This is a genomic window from Methanothermobacter sp., assembly GCF_030055435.1.
GTDB lineage: Archaea > Methanobacteriota > Methanobacteria > Methanobacteriales > Methanothermobacteraceae > Methanothermobacter.
The window spans coordinates 277,687-295,004 of the sequence record NZ_JASFYG010000003.1 but is presented as its reverse complement, the minus strand read 5'-3'; the positions used below and the strand labels follow the sequence as shown (position 1 = coordinate 295,004).

The following is a 17,318-nucleotide window of genomic DNA, read 5'->3' as shown; positions in this document are numbered from 1 at the left end:
ATGAGGATTGAAAATCATCCATCCATTAGCCGTATCTCCATTAATTTTTTCATAATTTCAATGAAAAGATGTATATCCACCATTCAACATAATCTAATACACCAGATGTTAGGAGTGATCAATAATGGAACCATATGGTGGAGGAGATGGCCGCGTAAGGTGGGTGACACCGGCGTGGCTCATGGAGAACCTGGAGGATGTTGAAGTAATCGACTGCCAGCCCAACATCCACGACTACATACTTGAGCACATACCAGGAGCAGTGTACCTCAATGAGGGCCTCTTCAGGGAGCCCCGTGGTATTGCACCCGCAATGTACATCCCTAAGGACGCCGCAGAATCGATATTCAGACAGGCAGGTGTTGAAAACAAGCCAACCGTTGTATACACCGCCACCGGCGGAGTCAAGGGATGGGGTGACGGACTTGAGCAGACAATGGTTGCCTACAGCCTTGCAAGGTTCGGACACGAAGAGGTCCTTGTACTGAACGGGGGACTTGCAGAGTGGAAGAAAGCCGGGGGAGAGGTGACAAAGGTCTTCCCTGAGGTAGAGGAATCAGATTTTACTGTTAAAGAGCAGGAGGACTTCTACATAGAGTACCCTGAGTTCAAGAGTATAAAGGACGATGATGACGTCCTGGTACTTGATGCAAGACCCCCTGAGGTCTATGAGGGTCAGGGGCCCTGGATAAAACCCGGGCACATCCCCGGTGCGGTTAACCTCCCATGGGCCAGCCTCATGGACGATGAAAATAAGACACTCCTGAAACCAGAGGAGGAGATAAGGGAACTCGTGGAGTCTGTGGAGGCAACACCCGATAAGAAAATCATCTGCAGCTGTGGAACCGGAAGGGAGGCCACCAACGAGTTTCTGCTTTTCAAGTGGTACCTTGGATACCCTGATGTGAGGATATATGAGGGCTCATTCACCGAGTGGACCCAGATAGAGGACAACCCAACGGTAACGGGCCCCAACCCATACTGAAACCCTCAAATTCCTTTTTTTGTTTTAAGTGAAGTCTGTTTTAAGCTCTGATCCTGCAAAGAGTAGCACCGCCAGGGCAGCGGATACATTGAGTATCATTAGGAACACTCCCCCTGCGATGGTTGACTGGACAGGGAAGAGGAGGTAGGATAGGTTACCGGTTGTGTGGATTATCATGGCAGCCAGTATGCTCCCTGTTGAATTGTAAACCCAGGTGTATATCACCGAGGCAGATATTATAAGGATCATGAAGCTCCAGAAGGGTACCTGTGACTGTATACTGCCCTGTATAAAGAACAGGGGTATGTGCCAGAGTCCCCAGATAATCCCAATTATTATTGCCGCGTAGATGGGGGAGTGCCTCTCCTGGAGCCTTGGAAGTGCATACCCCCTCCACCCGAATTCCTCCTGTAGGGGACCTCCAAGGAAGAATATGTAGAGGAACACCATGGGGACAAGCAGAGGGTTGGAGGTCCAGTAGAGGAAGGGCTGTGGGTCACCCCAGAGGACACCCAGATAAAGTGAAAGAGCCGTGATAGCCGGGAAGAGGAGGAGGATTATGGCCCACCAGATCCTCGGGAAATCACGTTTAATTCCCTTCTTCAGAAATGCGACAAGCTCATCCCGCCCCCCGTACCTGTAGGTCAGGATAACTGCAGCAAGGGTCGGCCCAAAGGCCGCAGGGTTATAGGGGCTTCTGAGAAAGGACTGAATGGGTTCAGGGAATGTGAAGCCATTTGAGATCATTGCAACCGGTATCCAGAGTATCCATGAAAACAGAAAGGTAACCATTAAAAAGTCTGATATACGCTCACTCTTCAATGCAATCTCCTCCTGGACTTAAAATGTCATCCATTAACAGAACAGGGTATCTCAGATCATCCTCAATAACGATACACATTATAGGTTCCACTGATACGGCATTTATAGTTTTTCCGGTTAAAGCAAAGGTTAACCTGAATACAGGTACAATAACCCTTCCACCCACGTTCAGGGCCTCAGCCGAATACGTGAAATCAACAATCTTCATTGACCACCACCACATGAAATTTCTGGAAACCAACAAAGCAATCAATAAATCCGCATAAATCTCACAAGTTCATTATAATTCCCTGAATCCCATAAAAAGGTCCCTGAGTGGCTTCCTAAGGAGAAGCATGGTAAAAACCAGGACAGGTTTCAGTGGCCTGATGCTCATTTCAAGTTCGATTTTTCCGTTTATATCCCCTCTGAGAAAATCCGGGATCGCATTTATTTCAATGTTCCTTAAGGAGGATGTCAGTGCTGAAATGGTCCATAGGTAACCTGTGATGATTGCGGTGTCAGATGCATCACCGGTTCCCACCGAAACTCTTATCTCGAGCCTCCTTATGGTTATGGAGGATATCATGGCCATTAACAGGTCCATTAGGTACCTCCTTGCCCTCCAGGTCCTTCTGAAAATCCTTTTCATGGCTGCAGGCTCCACTGCCTCCCCATCCCCCCTCTTACTTCCCCCATTAAAGCTTCTGGTTAAAATTCTAACCCTCCAGAGAGTGACCCATATTCTGAAGTCGGTTCTCCCCCCATCCCTGACAACCCTCAGGATAACAGTATACTTTGATATGAGGACCAGTAAAAAGGCTGCAAGTGAAAATGAGATGATTATGAGGAGGATCTTCATGGGCTATCTCATTCTTCGCTCTCAGTTTCAGGTTCCCTCTTATCTGAAATCTCCCGTATTATATCTGTAACGGTGGATCCAAGTTCCTGTATGATCCTCCCGGTGCTCCCTGATCTGAGGTCAATCACCCTAACACCCTCCGGGCCCTCAACCCCCTTAAGGAGGACTATCATGGCCACTGGTTCAGCTCCAGCAGCAGCACCTGCACCGCTTCCAGAGCCCCCCTCAGACTCAGAGGATGTTCCCTCACCCATACCGGCACCGAACCCGACACCCATCTTCATGAGTGGTATCAGAACCTTATCCTCTGTCTCGATGGACTCACCCACAAGGTTCTTCACATCCAGGAGCTTGCGGAGCTCCTCAACTGTTGTTTTAATTGGTTCTTCAATTTTCATTTTAAATCACATTACACTGTATGTATGTTCAACCATATCAGCCTTACCTAGATCAAAAAAACTTATATGTGCCCCTTTTAAAAATTATTAATATTGGAGACTGTAAGATGGATACGAAAATCGTTGCTTTAATTGCTGTGCTTCTCATTGAAGGTGTCTCAGCAGGTGTTTACCTCTTCACCCCAACAGGGAGCACATATAACATGGAACTTAAAGAAAATGAAAATTTGAGTGAGAAAAAAACAATACACCCGGTGCGGCCAAAATCATTGCAACCCAGATCGGTCTCAAGTCTGCAAAGCCAGGAATAAATGTCACCATTAAATGCAGGATAAAAAATAAAGGTACAGGACCAGCGAAGAACGTTACGATCGCATCACAGGACTTTGAAAGGTTCTTTGATGTTATAGGCGCAGGAAAAGAGGTGGAGTTCGAGGCAGAGATCTATACCCACCGAGGAAGAGATTAAAATTGAATTCGGAGAAGAAGCCAGACTAACCAGCCCATACTTCATAGGTGGTTTCGGCGTAACCTACACTGATTTAAGGGGAAAACACAGTTTAACTTCCAATCCAGTGGGGATACCCCTCCAGCTCTAATTATTTTGCAAATTCCAGTTCTCTGGAGATATCCCTCCAGATCTATTTATTTGTATACATTCTAAAATCAGGACCAAAATTTATTTTATAAAAAAGAAAGAACCCGTCAATTATATTAAAAGGAAATAATCAATCAGGTTTCTTGACAGGGAGCTGAACCTCTGTTAGAAGCTCCGATTCATCCACCTCCAGTGGACTGTTGAGGTAGACCTCAGTTACTGGGCCTGCAATTTCATAGCCATTTTCAGTGGCATAATCCATTAAAGCATGGATGGCAGGACCCACCTCACTGTATGGCCCCTCATGAAGTGTTGCAAGGACCCTGTGGGCAGGTAAGTTCTTTATCTTAATTTTTTCAGACGGCTCCGATTCACCTGCAATGGAGACCCCTATCTCATAGACTAGTTCATCCTCACTCACATCTTCTGGACTGTTATAGTAGGTCCCGTATACACGTCCCGTCATCTGCAGTCCATTCTCTATGACCCACTCTGCAACCTCAGCTATGTACTGGGGTATACGGTCATAGCTACCAGAACACTCCATGTAGGCAACCCGAACCCCTTCAACCATCTTCTCAGTTATCTTCATAAAAGACCTCCCCTTGAGTTATAGTTATGCATCAAATGATAAAAATTTATCTAAAATGTGTTACCAGTTCACATCCGGACAAGCACCACACCCCCAACAACCATTAACAACCCGATGGCCTTCGCCGCCGTTACCCTCTCACCCAGCAGGAAAGCCGCAACTATGAGGGTGAATATGGGGAAGGCCGCAACCACGGGTACAACTATTGATGCCTCCCCTGATTTGAGTGCATAGTAATAAAAGAGCTGTCCCAGGAGAGCTGCTGATATACCATCCAGTGCCAGGAAGAACCATCCCCTTGGACCCACATCTGAGAGAGCATCCATGCCCCCGCTGAACATCACCCATGAGAGCATGACCACTGTTATGACGGAACTTCTTATTGTAAGTGCTATTCCAGGGTTAACGCCCTCAAGCCCTATCTTGCTGAAAATTGGGGCCAGACCAAACATCAATGCTGCAAAGAGCGCGAATACCAGGTAGTTCAATACATCACCTCTGAGGATATGTAACTCAAAGATATGTTGAATTTTTCCAATAAAATAATTTTAAGGAAAAGTCTTGATGGGTAAAAACAGTACAGAATTACGGAAAAAATCAAAAGGGGATCATGACTTCATTAGAAGTCCATCATCAATATTTATCTGCTCCCCCAACAATATGTTGATGTGTGGTGTGAAAATGATACTTATAGTCGGCGGAGCAGGTTATATCGGTTCACATGTCAATAAGTTCCTCTCAGAGAGGGGATATGAAACCTTCATCCTGGATAACCTTACAAAGGGGCACAGGGAAGCTGTAAGGTGGGGCAAATTCATTGAGGGTGACCTGGGCAACAGAAAACTCCTTGGGAGGATCTTCACTGAATACGATGTTGAGGCAGTGATGCACTTTGCTGCTTTCACAGATGTGGGTGAATCTGTGCAGAAACCAGGAGACTACTACAGAAACAATGTGATGAACACCCTGAACCTCCTTGATTCCATGCTGGAGAATGGTGTCAGCCGGTTCATATTCTCATCAACATGTGCAGTCTACGGCAACCCATCTGAAATCCCGATAACCGAAAAACACCCCCTCAACCCCATAAGCCCCTACGGAAGGTCCAAGCTCATGGTTGAGGAGATACTGAGGGACTACAACGATGCATATGGCCTCAGCTATGTATCACTCCGTTACTTCAACGCAGCAGGCGCCGACCCTGAAGGAGAGATTGGTGAGCTCCACGAGCCTGAAACACACCTCATACCCATAGTACTGGACGCCGCGATGGGTCTGAGGGACTCTGTGAGGATCTTCGGGACAGACTACCCCACACCCGACGGGACATGCATAAGGGACTACATACACGTTATGGACCTTGCAGACGCCCACTGGAGGGCCCTTGAATACCTTGAAGGTGAAAGGAGTGGAGTGTTCAACCTTGGAAACGGGAACGGGTTCTCTGTGAGAGAGGTCATAGAAACCTGTGGAGAGGTTACAGGTGCAAGTATAAATGTTGTGGAGGATGAAAGAAGACCTGGAGACCCACCAGAACTTGTTGGAAGTTCAGAAAGGGCACGTAAAATCCTTGGTTGGAGACCCATTTTCACTGAACTTGAGGAAATCATCAAAACCGCATGGAAGTGGCATAGAACCGCAAAAAAATGATTTTGGTATGTCCATATATACTCAGGTGATGGAGATGAAAATTACTGTAACAGGGGATATAACAGTTGACTGGATCCAGTGGCCTGTCAAGCAGGACGCTGGGGGTTCCATGTTCAACTGGAAAACCCATCTGGGTTTCAAGAGACGGGCACTCGAGGGAGGCGCCCTACTCACTGCCAGGATGCTCAGCAGCCTTACAGATGTCAACCACCCCTCACTATCGTGCAGCCCTGAAAAAACAGATCCTTCAGAGTTCATACACTCGTTTGCAGAGTTAAAACCCACAGGTAACGGTTACCACGTGAAGAGGTTTATGGGCTACACCGGACCCGATGATGGTCTCCCCTCGATGCCATTCAGATTCAGGGACAAGGATACAGATATTGTCGTCATCGATGATGCGGGAAATGGTTTCAGGGAAATGAAGGAAAAATGGCCCTCATCCATAATTGATGGTGACCCAACCACAGTACTCAAAATGTCATCACCCCTATTCAGCGGAAGCCTCTGGGAGCATCTCATTGAAAGGCAGCGTAAAAACATTATCCTCCTAATAAACATGGAGGACCTCAGGGAGTACGGTGCCAATATAAGCAGGAGACTCTCCTGGGAGAGGACAGCAGAGGACTTCATGTGGCAGATGAGGAACAACCCCACACTTAAGGACATACAGGACCTCAGGATTATCGTTCGTGTGGGCTTGGAAGGCGCCATATACTATAACAGGGGTGACGCCAGGTTATTCTACCACCCCCAGATATTTGAGGGTAACCTCGTCGAAAGGGCCCCTGGTAAAATGCAGGGATGTGGATGTGCATTCACAGCAGGATTCACAGCCTCACTGAGCAGAGGACTTGAAATTGATGAATCCGTGAGAAAAGGCATGGCTGCTGCCGCTGAACTCCTTTCTATCGGGTTTTCTGAGGAACCAGACTACCCCGTAGGTGATATATTCCGTTCAGAAGGGGATGATATCGGTGCCGTTGACATACCCCACCACTCAAGGGGCCTCTGGACAATCGCTGACTCACCACCACTATTTGATATAGAGGCTGTGTCAAGGTACATCGTGATAAACGGTTACAGAAGAAGAAAGTGCCCTCTTCCTGTTGCACACTTTGGTAAACTCATAACGGCCGATCGAAGGGAAATTGAGGGTTATCAGAGTATAAGGAATATTCTGATGGAATACATGAAAAATGAGAAGCCTGAAAGACCCCTCTGTATTGGGGTTTTTGGTCCTCCAGGGGCCGGTAAGTCATTTGCTGTGAGCCAGCTGGCTGCAAGTGTGGATCCTGAGAAAATAAAACCCCTGAACTTCAACATATCCCAGTTCAGGGACGAAGATGACCTCATAGACGCTTTCCATCAGATAAGGGATGTGGTTCTTGAGGGTATGGTTCCCCAAGCATTTTTTGATGAATTCGACTCACCCATGGGTGGTAAAAGGCTTGGATGGATCAGGTACTTCCTGGCACCCATGCAGGACGGGGAGTTCAGGGAAGGGGACAGCATGCACCCCCTGGGTAAATCCATACTTGTATTTGCAGGTGGTACAAGCAGCACATTCCAGGAGTTCGAGTCACAGGACCCTGAAATTCTCAGGGAAGCCAAGGTGAGGGACTTCATAAGCAGACTCCGTGGCTATGTGAATATCATCGGTCCCGATCCACAGCACAGGCGAGACAAATTTTTTATGCTGAGGAGGGCAATACTCTTAAGATCCATGTTTGAGAGGAAGACCCCACACCTCTTTGATGGGGACGGCCGCCTCAGGATCGATGATGGGGTGCTGAACGCATTCCTCAGGATCCCAGAGTACAGGCATGGGGTGAGGTCAATGGAGGCCATACTCGAGATGAGCATACTGCAGGACGTTAAGAAGTTCGAGAAGGCTTCCCTTCCATCAGCTGGACAGCTCGACCTTCATGTTGATGGGGAACTCTTTCAGAGGATGGCCATGAAGAACTAGGTGGTAACTTGGAGAGGCGAAGGATTCTCAGACCAGAGGATTACATTGACAAAATCAGGTACCTGAATCTAAGGGCCGAAGAGTACGCAGAGGCAGGAGACGTCAAGAAAACTGCCGATACACTTTTCAAAATGGGAAGGGAATACCATAAACTTCAGAAAACTGATCTTGCCCTTGAGAGTTACAAGAATGCCCTTGAACTCTACAGGGAGGAAGACGACCCACGTGAGGCCGATGTATCATTCTGCATGGGTAAGATTTATGAGAGGAAGGGTAAGCTGAAGAAGGCAGGGTGGTTCTACAACCTTGCAGCGTCAGGCTTCAGAAAGGCTAAGGATCTCAAAAATGAATCAGAGGCCGTTCTACACAGCGCAAGGATTCTTGAAAGGCTCGGCAAGCATGATGAGGCCATTGATGCATATAAACGCTATAATGAGATCTGCCTCAGGAACCAGGAGAAGGTCAAGGTGCTTGTTGCATATGCAAAGATGAAGGAGCTGGAGGAAGAGCTCAAAGATGAGTTCCTCAGGTACAACACCTCGGTGCTCCTCCTCTACCTCTCCATCCTTGTTATTGCAGAGTACACAACAACCTTTATAAGCATGAAGCTGGGCCTTGTGATTCACACAGCGCTTCTCTTCGCCCTCTTTATCCACTCATCACTCTCAAAGAAAAAGATGAAGGTTCTCCTTGCCGCCATGATGATGCTTCCCCTCATAAGGATCGTGGGACTCTCAATGCCCCTCACAGTTGTAAAGCACCTCTACTGGTACATCATAATAGCAGTTCCACTTTTTGCAGCATCAGCAGCCCTCATGAGAACCCAGAACCTCACAAGGTACGACGCCGGATTGAACTTAAGAAAGTTGCGGTGGCAGGTTGCAGTTGCATTCACAGGTTTTCCAATGGGATACATTGAATACCAGATACTCAGACCAGATGCCCTCATCCCTCATCTCTCAGTTCAGAATTTTATTCTGGGCTTTTCTGTTATTCTCATAGGGACTGGGCTTGCTGAGGAACTCCTTTTCAGGGGTATTGTTCAGAGGAACGCCGAAGATGTTATGGGGAAGCTTCCGGGACTCCTGTATGCATCACTCCTATTTACAGCACTTCACGTGGGCTGGAAATCCGTTTACGACCTTATATTTGTGTTCAGCGTTGCAGTGGTCTATGGTCTTGCATTCCAGAGAACAAGGAGTATCGCAGGTATAACGGTATCACACGGGATATCAAATTCCATACTCTTCCTTGTAATGCCATTTCTATGAGTAAAAAAGACCAAAAAATTATATTTTTTAGTATCTGGAAATGAGGTCCCTCAGATAATCAACCAGTTCAGGCCTTATCTCATCATCCCTCATGGCAAATTCAAGGGATGTTTTAAGCCAGTCCACCCTGTTACCTATATCATAGGTTCTGCCCCTGAAGAGACAGCCATAAACTGTTTTAAGTTCCCTCATGGCATCCGTTAGCTGGATTTCACCCCCAAATCCTGGGGGAACATTCTCTATGTGATCAAATATTTCACTCTCAAGGACGTACCTTCCCATTATGGCAAGATTCGATGGAGCCTCACTGATAGGGGGTTTTTCGACCATATCATCTATCCTGTAGATTCCAGCACTGATCTCCTTTCCATCAATGATACCATACCTTTCAACCTTATCTCTTGGAACCTCCTCAACGGCAATGGCAGAGGCACCGTAACTTTCATATATATCCATGAGCTGACGGGTGCATGGGACATCAGACGATGAGGTTATTGTATCACCAAGGAGGACCGCAAAGGCGTCCTCACCATCTATGTGTTTTCTTGCACAGTATATTGCATCCCCTAGACCCTTCTGCTCCTTCTGCCTCACAAAGTATATGTCTGCAAGGTCTGAGATGGCCTCAACCTCGTCAAGGTACTCCTTTTTGTTGTTCTTCCTGAGGAAGTATTCAAGTTCAAAGGACCTGTCAAAGTGGTCCTCGATTGACCTCTTACCTTTACCTGTTATTATGAGGATATCGTCTATGCCTGAAGCCACAGCTTCCTCCACAACGTACTGGATTGTTGGTTTATCAAATACCGGTAACATCTCCTTGGGCTGTGCCTTGGTTGCAGGAAGAAAACGGGTCCCAAGACCAGCTGCTGGTATAACTGCCTTCATGAAAAAACCTCCATTAATTAAAAAAAAGAAAAAAGTTTTTTTAACCACCCGCTGCAAGTGTGCATAGAACCGGAGGTGCTAGCTGTGTTATTGTAACGGTTCCGTCTGCGTTTACTGTGATAAGAAGTTCAACATACACTGACCTTATACCCTTGAGGAACTCAGCACCTTTTGTAGGATCCTGTGTCACGTTAACCTGGTTTGATGTTATGCTGGATAATGGATAGAATACGTGTGAAGCTGTGAGGAGATAAGCATTTGTCTCATCAGATATTTTGTCCTCTGTACCTGCATTGACTGTCATGTTGAGTGTTGCGTTTCCTGTTTTGTTTCCGTGCGGATCAAGCCACATTTTCATGGTGAATGTTGTTCCGGCAGGTAATGATCCATTGTAGCCAAGTTCCTTTGATAGGTCCACTGAGACCTTTCCGCCGGGCTGGGTCCATGAGTCAATGTAGATGTTTGTAAGTGACCCGTCGGCCTTCGATATGTTCTCCACCACTGCCACAGCATGTACCTGGTGGTCAGTAGCGTGGTTGCTCATTGCAAGAAGTGTGTTGCCTGCTGCGGGGGGTGCCACTGTTGGATTCCTGGTCATAAGGACCGCCGCGCCCACTATGACAAGAATAGCCACAATTACCAGTATTAAAGCGTTTCTGTTCATCTTAACCCCCCTTAGACTATTGTTAGAACCCTGTATATTACGATAGCTGCGAATACTATGAGTAGCGGCAGGATTGCCACGTTAGATCCTGATACCATAGCCTTTATTGTTTCGTTTCCTGTTTCATCCGAGCTTAGAATCTCTTTGAGAGCCAGGAAACCTATCAGTGCAATCACTGCTATTATACTGTATGTCATTACATCAGCGGTGGTTACGGTGGTGGTTGTTGTCGTTGTGACTGTAGAAATCATTTCTAACCTCCACTTAATCTCTTTCTTACTGACAACTAATAAAGTTTTCTGTACAGTTAATATCTTAACTCAACTGAAAGTATGACTCAAAATTTTTAATTTTTAAGTTTTCCATAAGCTTATACTCACCGTGGAAGTGTGACCCCAAATCTTTCCTCCAGAAGATCTCTGAATGTCTCAGCATCAATTCCATATAGCTTCAAGGTTTTATGTCGGCTTTTATGACCTGATAATATCTCGGCGTTGGTGTTAAAGGCAGATGAAAATTCCTTTATTAACTCCCTGTTGGCCCTCCCCTTCTCTGGGGGTGCCCTGATCTTAACCTCAATTCTCTTCCTCCATTCATTGTAAGATCTGACCTCGAATCTTCCTGAAGCAGGGGATACTTCAATATCCACCAGAAGATCCTCACCCGCTTCTCTAAGACAGGGCAAAAATAATCACCTCCATTGATTCTGAAGCTGCACTCATAAAGGATTTCTTTTTACTGCCTACTTAAAGAATGATCGCCTCTCCCTCCCCATCATACCGCAAAGTTTAAATAGTAAAACATAGATACTTTGTTCCACTCCCCGTTAAGCACTGATTTTTCCCATGCAGGGGTGGTCGAGCGGTCAAAGGCGCTAGGTTGAGGGCCTAGTGGGGGAGTCCCTTCGCGGGTTCGAATCCCGTCCCCTGCACTCTTATCTCATGATTATCACTTTAAAATTCCATTACATGAAAAAGTGGCAATTGTTGAAAAACAATCAGAACTAATCAGAATCATCATATTCAACTATTATTTCAACAGTGAGGTCCTTGCCCTCCATTAGATCCCTCACTAACCTTCTGTCAAGGTCGCATGCAGCCTTATCAGCCCCTATCATGAGTGTTCTGCCACAGATGTAATTGCTTTTACGGCACACAATATCCGTTGGGTGATCCAGTGTGAGGTCAGGGTGTCCGTAACCACTTATTTCATCAAAACCGTTTTCAGTGCGCAGCACTACCCTCACACGTGATGATTCCCTTGCTATGGCAGACCTCACCTCATCGGGGATTGTCGAAACAGAATCCGATGATGAAACACCTATTATGCAGTCTGCGGTTTTACCTATTTCAGGGTCAGCTGTGACCTCAAGGGTTGTCCTGTGCTCCGCGGTAACGTTGGGGTGACCCTTCGCCCTCAGAGTGTATCTGACCTCAGCCATTCCACCACCATGTGAACGTGAGGTCCCTGCAGGGCCCCACAAAAAAAGTTCAAATGGCAAAATTTACTACTCTGCCTTGGTACCTCCCCATAGGGCTACAAGCCCAACAATAATTTTAAGGGCAGCGTGCCATACCGGGTCCCTGAGAGCCGGGTATGGGATCCCAAGGTAACCCAGTATACCCATAACTACAAGTATTATACCAATTATGTAAAGCAACCATTTTGCCACTGCCATGATATCACCCCCAATACCTGGGTGCCCTGCAGAAACCAGAATATAATTAAAGTATGAAAAAATATAAATTTTACTAAAAATTTCTTGCAATGATAATAACAGATGGATTTATTACTGTGACATTGAATGAGAGCTGTTAATTGATACTATGAATATTAAAATTATTATGGAATTCCCATGAAAGGTACCTACTGTCTTATTATAAGGTGCGGTGGAACTGAAACCATGATTGGAAGCCTCGGTATGATAAGATTTCCTCCAGGCTACTACGTGTATGTTGGATCGGGGTTCGGTTCACTGGAGGCCAGAATAAGAAGGCATCTGAGGGCTGAAAAGAGGATGAGATGGCACATAGACCACCTCTTAAGTGATGCAGAGGTTGTGTCAGTTTTCTATTCTACAGATAAGAGGAGACTTGAATGTGCAGTTTCAGAAAAACTTGAGGGAGATCTCTCTGTGAAGGGTTTCGGATGCTCTGACTGCAGATGCAGGTCACACCTCCACCACTTCGAAACAAGGAAGGAAGCTGAAAAGGCCGTTGAAAAGGCTTTCAGGGAGCTTGGTGCTGAAATGAAAAAATGGGATGAAATTTAGGATCCCAATAGCTTCACTCCAGCCCCCAGCATAAGGGCTCCGAATATGATTTTGAGGGCCGCGTGCCACCCTGGTTCAGATCCAAGGGTGCTCGCCGGGTAAAGTGCCCAGACTCCCATGAGAACTATCACTGCCCCCACCATAAGGTGGAAGAGGCCGAGCTGCACATACCTTTCCATGTCAATCATCTCCTTTGAAGTTTCTAAAGAACTCCTCAAACTCCTCAGGGTCCATGGGTTTAGGTGCCGAGAATTCAGTGTTAAGGTAAACCTCCTCTGCAAGTTTTCTGTAAACCTCTGCCTGTTCAGATTCAGGGAACTTCTCAATAACGGTCTTTGCCTCAATTTCACTCTCCTGGACAAGGGGGCTTCTTGGAACCACCCCAATAACACGTGAACCTATCCTTGAGGCGAATTCAGAGACAATTTCAACCTCATTTCTGATGCCACGGCAGTTACAGATGACACCGCCAAGTTTACCCCTCAGTTTCTTTATGCCCCTTGCAATGTTGTTTGCCGCATAAAGGGACATGTACTCCCCTGAAGTTACTATATAGACCTCATCTGCAAATTCCTCACGTAGTGGCACCGCGAATCCCCCGCAGACCACGTCCCCGAGCACATCGTATATGATGACATCAATCTCCTCCTCGAATACTCCAAGTTTTTCAAGGAGGTTCATTGCAACGATCACACCCCTCCCTGCGCATCCAACACCGGGTTCAGGGCCCCCTGACTCCACACACCTGACACCGCCAAAGCCCTCATGGATAACCTCAGAGGCGTCAGGTTTACGGTTCTCCTTGAGGATATCAAGTACCGCAGGGAGCCTTTCACCGTAGAGTGTCCTCGTTGTATCTGCCTTTGGATCACAGCCTATAACGAGTACCCTGTACTTGGAGGAATAGGCGGCAGCCATATTCGATACAATCGTGGACTTCCCTATACCACCCTTACCATAGATTGCTATCCGCTTCATTGAGACACCGGCTCAGATTTCATCACTTAACAAATGCGCCTATTATATCGCCCCTTGTTATGATACCCACCAGTTCACCGTCCTCAACCACAGGAAGCCTCTTTACATCATGCCGGTCCATGAGTTCCGCCGCATCAGAGATGGATGCATCAGGGTGCACCGTTACAACCCTATCACTCATTATCTCCTCCACAAGCATCATGGCCGCCTTCCTGATACCCTTTGCTATTTCATCGTATTCATGTTTCATCCTAACTGGAAGCTCAAGCAGGTCCAGGGGGGATGGCATGAGGAGGTTCAGGCTGGGTGAATGGACCTCAATCAGCCTCATTATATCACCCTCACTGATAACACCCACGAGTTTACCCTCATCATCAACAACAGGGGCCCCGCTGATCCTGTTCTCCCTCAGTACACGTGCAGCATCATGTATCTTACTGTTCCTATTAACTGTTATTACATCGGTCTGCATGGCATCCTTTACCCTTATCATTAACTCACCCCTCTTTAATATGTGGAGCATCACTTTTAAAAATAACAGTTACTGAGGCATTCCATGAAAATAAGAGGATAGAGCCGTAACCCTGTTCCCAGATTAGAGGAGTACATCAAAGACATTTAATGCACGGAAAGCATACCGGAATCACCAGCACAGTCACGCCCACCAAAGAAATGATTCTGAACCCTGATAACATCAACCCCTTCTAACCCTGCGGTATACAAGGTCCCCCGGGCGGACCCTATCCTCCACTAGGATACCAGCCCTGCCAGATTCAACCCTCTCCACGGGGTCGCCATCAACCTGAAGGGATTCAACACGCTGTATGAGGGCCCCCGTTGTTCTACCCTGTATTATGATCTCATCTCCAACCTCAAGTGGTCTCCACAGTCTCACCTCAGCGGCCCCCACCTTCCTGTAGTAGTTAACAACCTCCCCCACATCCTGCTTCACATAAGTGGATACATTACCACTGCTACAGGTATCTGGCTCAGAGAAGTAAAAACCGGTGCCAAAGCCCCGGTTAAAGACACCCTCGAGTCTCTCAAGCCACCGGGAATCAAAGCTCCAATCACCTGAAAGGTAAGTGTCAATGGCCTCCCGGTAGACTGAGGTAACGGTTGCAACGTAATCCGCTGCCCTTCCACGTCCCTCTATCTTGAGGGCGTCGACACCGGCATCAAGGAGTTCAGGTATATGTTCAACCATACACAGATCCCGGGGACTCAGAATGTAACTCCTTATATCACCGCCAGGGGTCACCTCAAGGTCGAATTCCTCATCCTCAGATACCAGCCTCCACCTCTTCCTGCATGGCTGAAGGCAATCACCGCAGTTGGCGCTTCTACCATAAAGGTATGAGCTGAGGTAGCATCTACCTGATATTGCTGTGCAGAGGGCACCATGGACAAAAACCTCGGTTTCAATGGGTGATTCTGCCGCAATGCTGGCGATTTCACGAAGGGAGAGCTCCCTGGATAGTATGGCCCTGCTGGCGCCCATCTCCCCCAGTATCCTCAGCGTCCTCGTATTTGTGACATTCGCCTGTACACTGACATGGACGTCCAGGCCGCATTCAGATGCAAGCTCCACAGCTGCAAGGTCGGAGGCTATCACCGCATCAGCACCCGCAGAGTAAAGCTCAGGGAATAATTTCTCGAGTTTCTCAATATCAGAGTCCCTGAGGGCCGTGTTTGTGCATACATAGAGTCCTGCATCGTAGCTGTGGGCTATCTCCACTGCCTCAACGACTTCACCGATACTGAAATTACCCGCCCTTGCCCTCATGTTACAGCCCTCAAGGCCCACGTAAACCGCATCAGCACCCGACTTAAGGGCTGCCATCAGGGATGGGAAGTCACCTGCAGGTGATAGAAGCTCAGGCATTTAGATCACGCTGAAGGATTTATTGAAACAGAAAAAGTGAAATCAGACATCATGTCCACGTTAAATCTTTTTATGCTTAACTAGAGGCAGGACCTCAGTGCCTCATATTCCTCTATATCGGAGGGGAGAGGTGTCGGGTAGTCCCCGTCCAGGCAACCCGTGCACAGGAAACCCTTCTTGATACCTATGGATTCAACGAGTGCCTCAATACTCAGGTAACCCAGGGACTCAACCCCTATTATCTTCCTTATCTCCTCAACATCCCTGCTCGATGCTATAAGCTCCTTCTTGGTTGCCATGGCTATACCATAGTAGCAGGGGGACTTTATGGGTGGGCATCCTATACGTAGGTGTATCTCCTCTGCCCCCGCATCCCTGATTATATCGATGAGTGCCCTGGAGGTCGTTCCCCTCACTATGCTGTCATCGATGAGCACTATCCGCTTACCCTCAAGCTCAGACCTTATGGGGTTCATCTTGAGTCTAACCGCTGTTTCGCGTTCCTCCTGTGTGGGCATTATGAACGTGCGGCCAACGTACCTGTTCTTTATGAGCCCCTCACCGTAGGGTATCCCTGAAGCGCGGGAGTAGCCTATGGCCGCCGGGATGGAGGAGTCAGGTACCGGTACAACCACATCGGCATCGGCGGGGTGTTCACGGTAGAGGGCCTCCCCTATACTGAGCCTGACTCTGTAGACGTTCCGGCCGTCTATGACACTGTCGGGTCTTGCAAAGTAGACGTACTCAAACATGCAGTGGGCCCTCCTGGTGTTGGGTGCGTTGGCAACCCAGTAGGACTTGCCCCTGTTGAGGTGCAGTATCTCCCCTGGCTGAACATCCCTCACATGCTCAGCTCCTATAACATCAAAGGCCACGGTTTCAGAGGCAACCATCTGGGTGTTTCCCTTCCTTGCAAATGCCAGGGGCTTTATACCAACAGGGTCCCTTATGACATAGAGGTCCCCATTGAAGAGGACTACGAGGGAGTAGGACCCGACAAGCTGCTCTGAAACCCTCTTTATGGCACCTATCATGTTGGGTTTTTTTCCATATTCCCTGCTCAGAAGGTGACATATCACCTCTGAATCTGTGGTTGATATGAATGAGTGGCCCTCATCCTCCAGTTCATCCCGAAGTTCCATTGAATTTATTATGTCACCGTTGTGGGCTATGGCGATTTTACCTCCCTGGAATTCGCTCCAGAATGGCTGGGAATTCTCAATTCTGGATTCACCAGTGGTTGAATAACGAACATGACCTATACCGACATTCCCCTCGAGTTCATCCAGTTTTTCAGGGCTGAAGACGTCACAGACAAGTCCCATGCCCCTGTGGGTCAGCATGTCGCTTCCGTTGAACGTTGAGATCCCTGCGGATTCCTGTCCCCTGTGCTGGAGGGCATAGAGTGCATAGTAGATCTGGGAGGCCACATTGATGTTTTTATCCTGTGAGTAAATCCCTACAATACCACATTTGTCTCTCACTTCAGATTCTCCCAACAAGAA

The 17,318-nt window shown here is 47.5% G+C and carries 23 protein-coding genes and 1 tRNA gene; 7 read left to right on the top strand and 17 right to left on the bottom strand.

Annotation, left to right across the window (positions count from 1 at the left end; all coding sequences use genetic code 11):
* Positions 1-124: 124 nt before the first annotated feature.
* A complete protein-coding gene (locus tag QFX30_RS05030; RefSeq protein ID WP_300489045.1) occupies positions 125-985 on the top strand; it encodes a sulfurtransferase in 861 nt (286 codons plus the stop codon).
* A gap of 24 nt (positions 986-1,009) precedes the next feature.
* On the opposite strand, the gene QFX30_RS05025 is transcribed toward QFX30_RS05030, so the two are convergent.
* From QFX30_RS05025 to QFX30_RS05010, 4 genes are all read right to left on the bottom strand, one after another.
* Positions 1,010-1,807, bottom strand: coding sequence for a type II CAAX endopeptidase family protein (locus QFX30_RS05025; protein WP_300489042.1), 798 nt, complete (start codon positions 1,805-1,807; stop codon positions 1,010-1,012).
* Positions 1,797-2,015, bottom strand: a complete 219-nt coding sequence (locus QFX30_RS05020) for a hypothetical protein (RefSeq protein ID WP_300489039.1) — start codon at positions 2,013-2,015, stop codon at positions 1,797-1,799. The genes QFX30_RS05025 and QFX30_RS05020 overlap by 11 nt, the downstream gene beginning before the upstream one ends.
* Positions 2,016-2,087: 72 nt before the next feature.
* Positions 2,088-2,648: a DUF2953 domain-containing protein gene (locus QFX30_RS05015; RefSeq protein ID WP_300489036.1), complete on the bottom strand. Its 561-nt coding sequence runs from the start codon at positions 2,646-2,648 to the stop codon at positions 2,088-2,090.
* 8 nt (positions 2,649-2,656) lie between these two features.
* On the bottom strand, positions 2,657-3,046 hold the full coding sequence (locus tag QFX30_RS05010) for a GerW family sporulation protein (RefSeq protein WP_300489033.1): 390 nt from the start codon (positions 3,044-3,046) through the stop codon (positions 2,657-2,659).
* 107 nt (positions 3,047-3,153) lie between these two features.
* Here QFX30_RS05010 and QFX30_RS05005 point away from each other — a divergent pair, with 107 nt between their 5' ends.
* A complete protein-coding gene (locus QFX30_RS05005; protein WP_300489031.1) occupies positions 3,154-3,357 on the top strand; it encodes a hypothetical protein in 204 nt (67 codons plus the stop codon).
* Positions 3,358-3,774: 417 nt separating this feature from the next.
* Here the strand turns inward: QFX30_RS05005 and QFX30_RS05000 are convergent, their stop codons facing one another.
* Together QFX30_RS05000 and QFX30_RS04995 are read right to left on the bottom strand one after the other, a co-directional pair.
* Positions 3,775-4,236, bottom strand: coding sequence for a GyrI-like domain-containing protein (locus QFX30_RS05000; protein WP_300489028.1), 462 nt, complete (start codon positions 4,234-4,236; stop codon positions 3,775-3,777).
* Positions 4,237-4,304: 68 nt separating this feature from the next.
* Complete coding sequence (locus tag QFX30_RS04995; protein ID WP_300476198.1) at positions 4,305-4,724, bottom strand: EamA family transporter; 420 nt, start codon at positions 4,722-4,724, stop codon at positions 4,305-4,307.
* Between the two features lie 193 nt (positions 4,725-4,917).
* On the opposite strand from QFX30_RS04995, the gene galE reads away from it, so the two are divergent.
* Genes galE through QFX30_RS04980 form a run of 3 tightly spaced genes read left to right on the top strand, consistent with a single transcriptional unit; the run spans position 4,918 to position 9,129 of the window.
* On the top strand, positions 4,918-5,886 hold the full coding sequence (gene galE / locus QFX30_RS04990) for a UDP-glucose 4-epimerase GalE (protein WP_300489025.1): 969 nt from the start codon (positions 4,918-4,920) through the stop codon (positions 5,884-5,886).
* Positions 5,887-5,914: 28 nt separating this feature from the next.
* Complete coding sequence (locus tag QFX30_RS04985; RefSeq protein ID WP_300489022.1) at positions 5,915-7,858, top strand: hypothetical protein; 1,944 nt, start codon at positions 5,915-5,917, stop codon at positions 7,856-7,858.
* Positions 7,859-7,866: 8 nt separating this feature from the next.
* On the top strand, positions 7,867-9,129 hold the full coding sequence (locus QFX30_RS04980) for a CPBP family glutamic-type intramembrane protease (protein ID WP_300489019.1): 1,263 nt from the start codon (positions 7,867-7,869) through the stop codon (positions 9,127-9,129).
* Positions 9,130-9,156: 27 nt separating this feature from the next.
* Here QFX30_RS04980 and galU read toward each other — a convergent pair whose 3' ends face one another.
* From galU to QFX30_RS04960, 4 genes are all read right to left on the bottom strand, one after another.
* Positions 9,157-10,014 (bottom strand): UTP--glucose-1-phosphate uridylyltransferase GalU, encoded by an 858-nt coding sequence (galU, locus tag QFX30_RS04975; protein ID WP_300489017.1) that lies wholly within the window; start codon positions 10,012-10,014, stop codon positions 9,157-9,159.
* A gap of 40 nt (positions 10,015-10,054) precedes the next feature.
* A complete protein-coding gene (locus QFX30_RS04970; RefSeq protein WP_300476208.1) occupies positions 10,055-10,678 on the bottom strand; it encodes a hypothetical protein in 624 nt (207 codons plus the stop codon).
* Positions 10,679-10,689: 11 nt separating this feature from the next.
* On the bottom strand, positions 10,690-10,929 hold the full coding sequence (locus tag QFX30_RS04965; RefSeq protein WP_013295836.1) for a hypothetical protein: 240 nt from the start codon (positions 10,927-10,929) through the stop codon (positions 10,690-10,692).
* Between the two features lie 125 nt (positions 10,930-11,054).
* Positions 11,055-11,363, bottom strand: a complete 309-nt coding sequence (locus tag QFX30_RS04960; RefSeq protein WP_300489014.1) for a DUF167 domain-containing protein — start codon at positions 11,361-11,363, stop codon at positions 11,055-11,057.
* A 162-nt stretch (positions 11,364-11,525) separates the two neighbouring features.
* Between QFX30_RS04960 and QFX30_RS04955 the strand changes: the two genes are divergently transcribed.
* Positions 11,526-11,609 (top strand) — tRNA-Leu (locus tag QFX30_RS04955).
* Positions 11,610-11,681: 72 nt separating this feature from the next.
* On the opposite strand, the gene QFX30_RS04950 is transcribed toward QFX30_RS04955, so the two are convergent.
* Both QFX30_RS04950 and QFX30_RS04945 read right to left on the bottom strand, forming a co-directional pair.
* Positions 11,682-12,119, bottom strand: a complete 438-nt coding sequence (locus QFX30_RS04950; RefSeq protein WP_300489012.1) for a DUF371 domain-containing protein — start codon at positions 12,117-12,119, stop codon at positions 11,682-11,684.
* A 66-nt stretch (positions 12,120-12,185) separates the two neighbouring features.
* Positions 12,186-12,356: a hypothetical protein gene (locus QFX30_RS04945; protein ID WP_300489009.1), complete on the bottom strand. Its 171-nt coding sequence runs from the start codon at positions 12,354-12,356 to the stop codon at positions 12,186-12,188.
* 177 nt (positions 12,357-12,533) lie between these two features.
* On the opposite strand from QFX30_RS04945, the gene QFX30_RS04940 reads away from it, so the two are divergent.
* A complete protein-coding gene (locus QFX30_RS04940; RefSeq protein WP_300489006.1) occupies positions 12,534-12,950 on the top strand; it encodes a DUF123 domain-containing protein in 417 nt (138 codons plus the stop codon).
* Here the strand turns inward: QFX30_RS04940 and QFX30_RS04935 are convergent.
* The 5 genes from QFX30_RS04935 to purF all read right to left on the bottom strand — a co-directional run bounded on the left by QFX30_RS04935 (position 12,947) and on the right by purF (position 17,297).
* Positions 12,947-13,138 (bottom strand): hypothetical protein, encoded by a 192-nt coding sequence (locus QFX30_RS04935; protein ID WP_300489003.1) that lies wholly within the window; start codon positions 13,136-13,138, stop codon positions 12,947-12,949. The genes QFX30_RS04940 and QFX30_RS04935 overlap by 4 nt on opposite strands.
* Positions 13,131-13,928, bottom strand: coding sequence for a Ni-sirohydrochlorin a,c-diamide reductive cyclase ATP-dependent reductase subunit (cfbC, locus tag QFX30_RS04930; RefSeq protein ID WP_300489001.1), 798 nt, complete (start codon positions 13,926-13,928; stop codon positions 13,131-13,133). The genes QFX30_RS04935 and cfbC overlap by 8 nt, the downstream gene beginning before the upstream one ends.
* 22 nt (positions 13,929-13,950) lie before the next feature.
* Positions 13,951-14,421 carry a CBS domain-containing protein gene (locus QFX30_RS04925; protein WP_300488998.1) on the bottom strand — a complete coding sequence of 157 codons (471 nt, stop codon included), beginning with the start codon at positions 14,419-14,421 and terminating at the stop codon, positions 13,951-13,953.
* A 201-nt stretch (positions 14,422-14,622) separates the two neighbouring features.
* Entirely contained in the window at positions 14,623-15,813 is a 1,191-nt protein-coding gene (locus QFX30_RS04920) for a peptidase U32 family protein (protein ID WP_300488995.1), read from the bottom strand.
* 80 nt (positions 15,814-15,893) lie between these two features.
* A complete protein-coding gene (purF, locus tag QFX30_RS04915; RefSeq protein WP_300488992.1) occupies positions 15,894-17,297 on the bottom strand; it encodes an amidophosphoribosyltransferase in 1,404 nt (467 codons plus the stop codon).
* Positions 17,298-17,318: the final 21 nt, after the last annotated feature.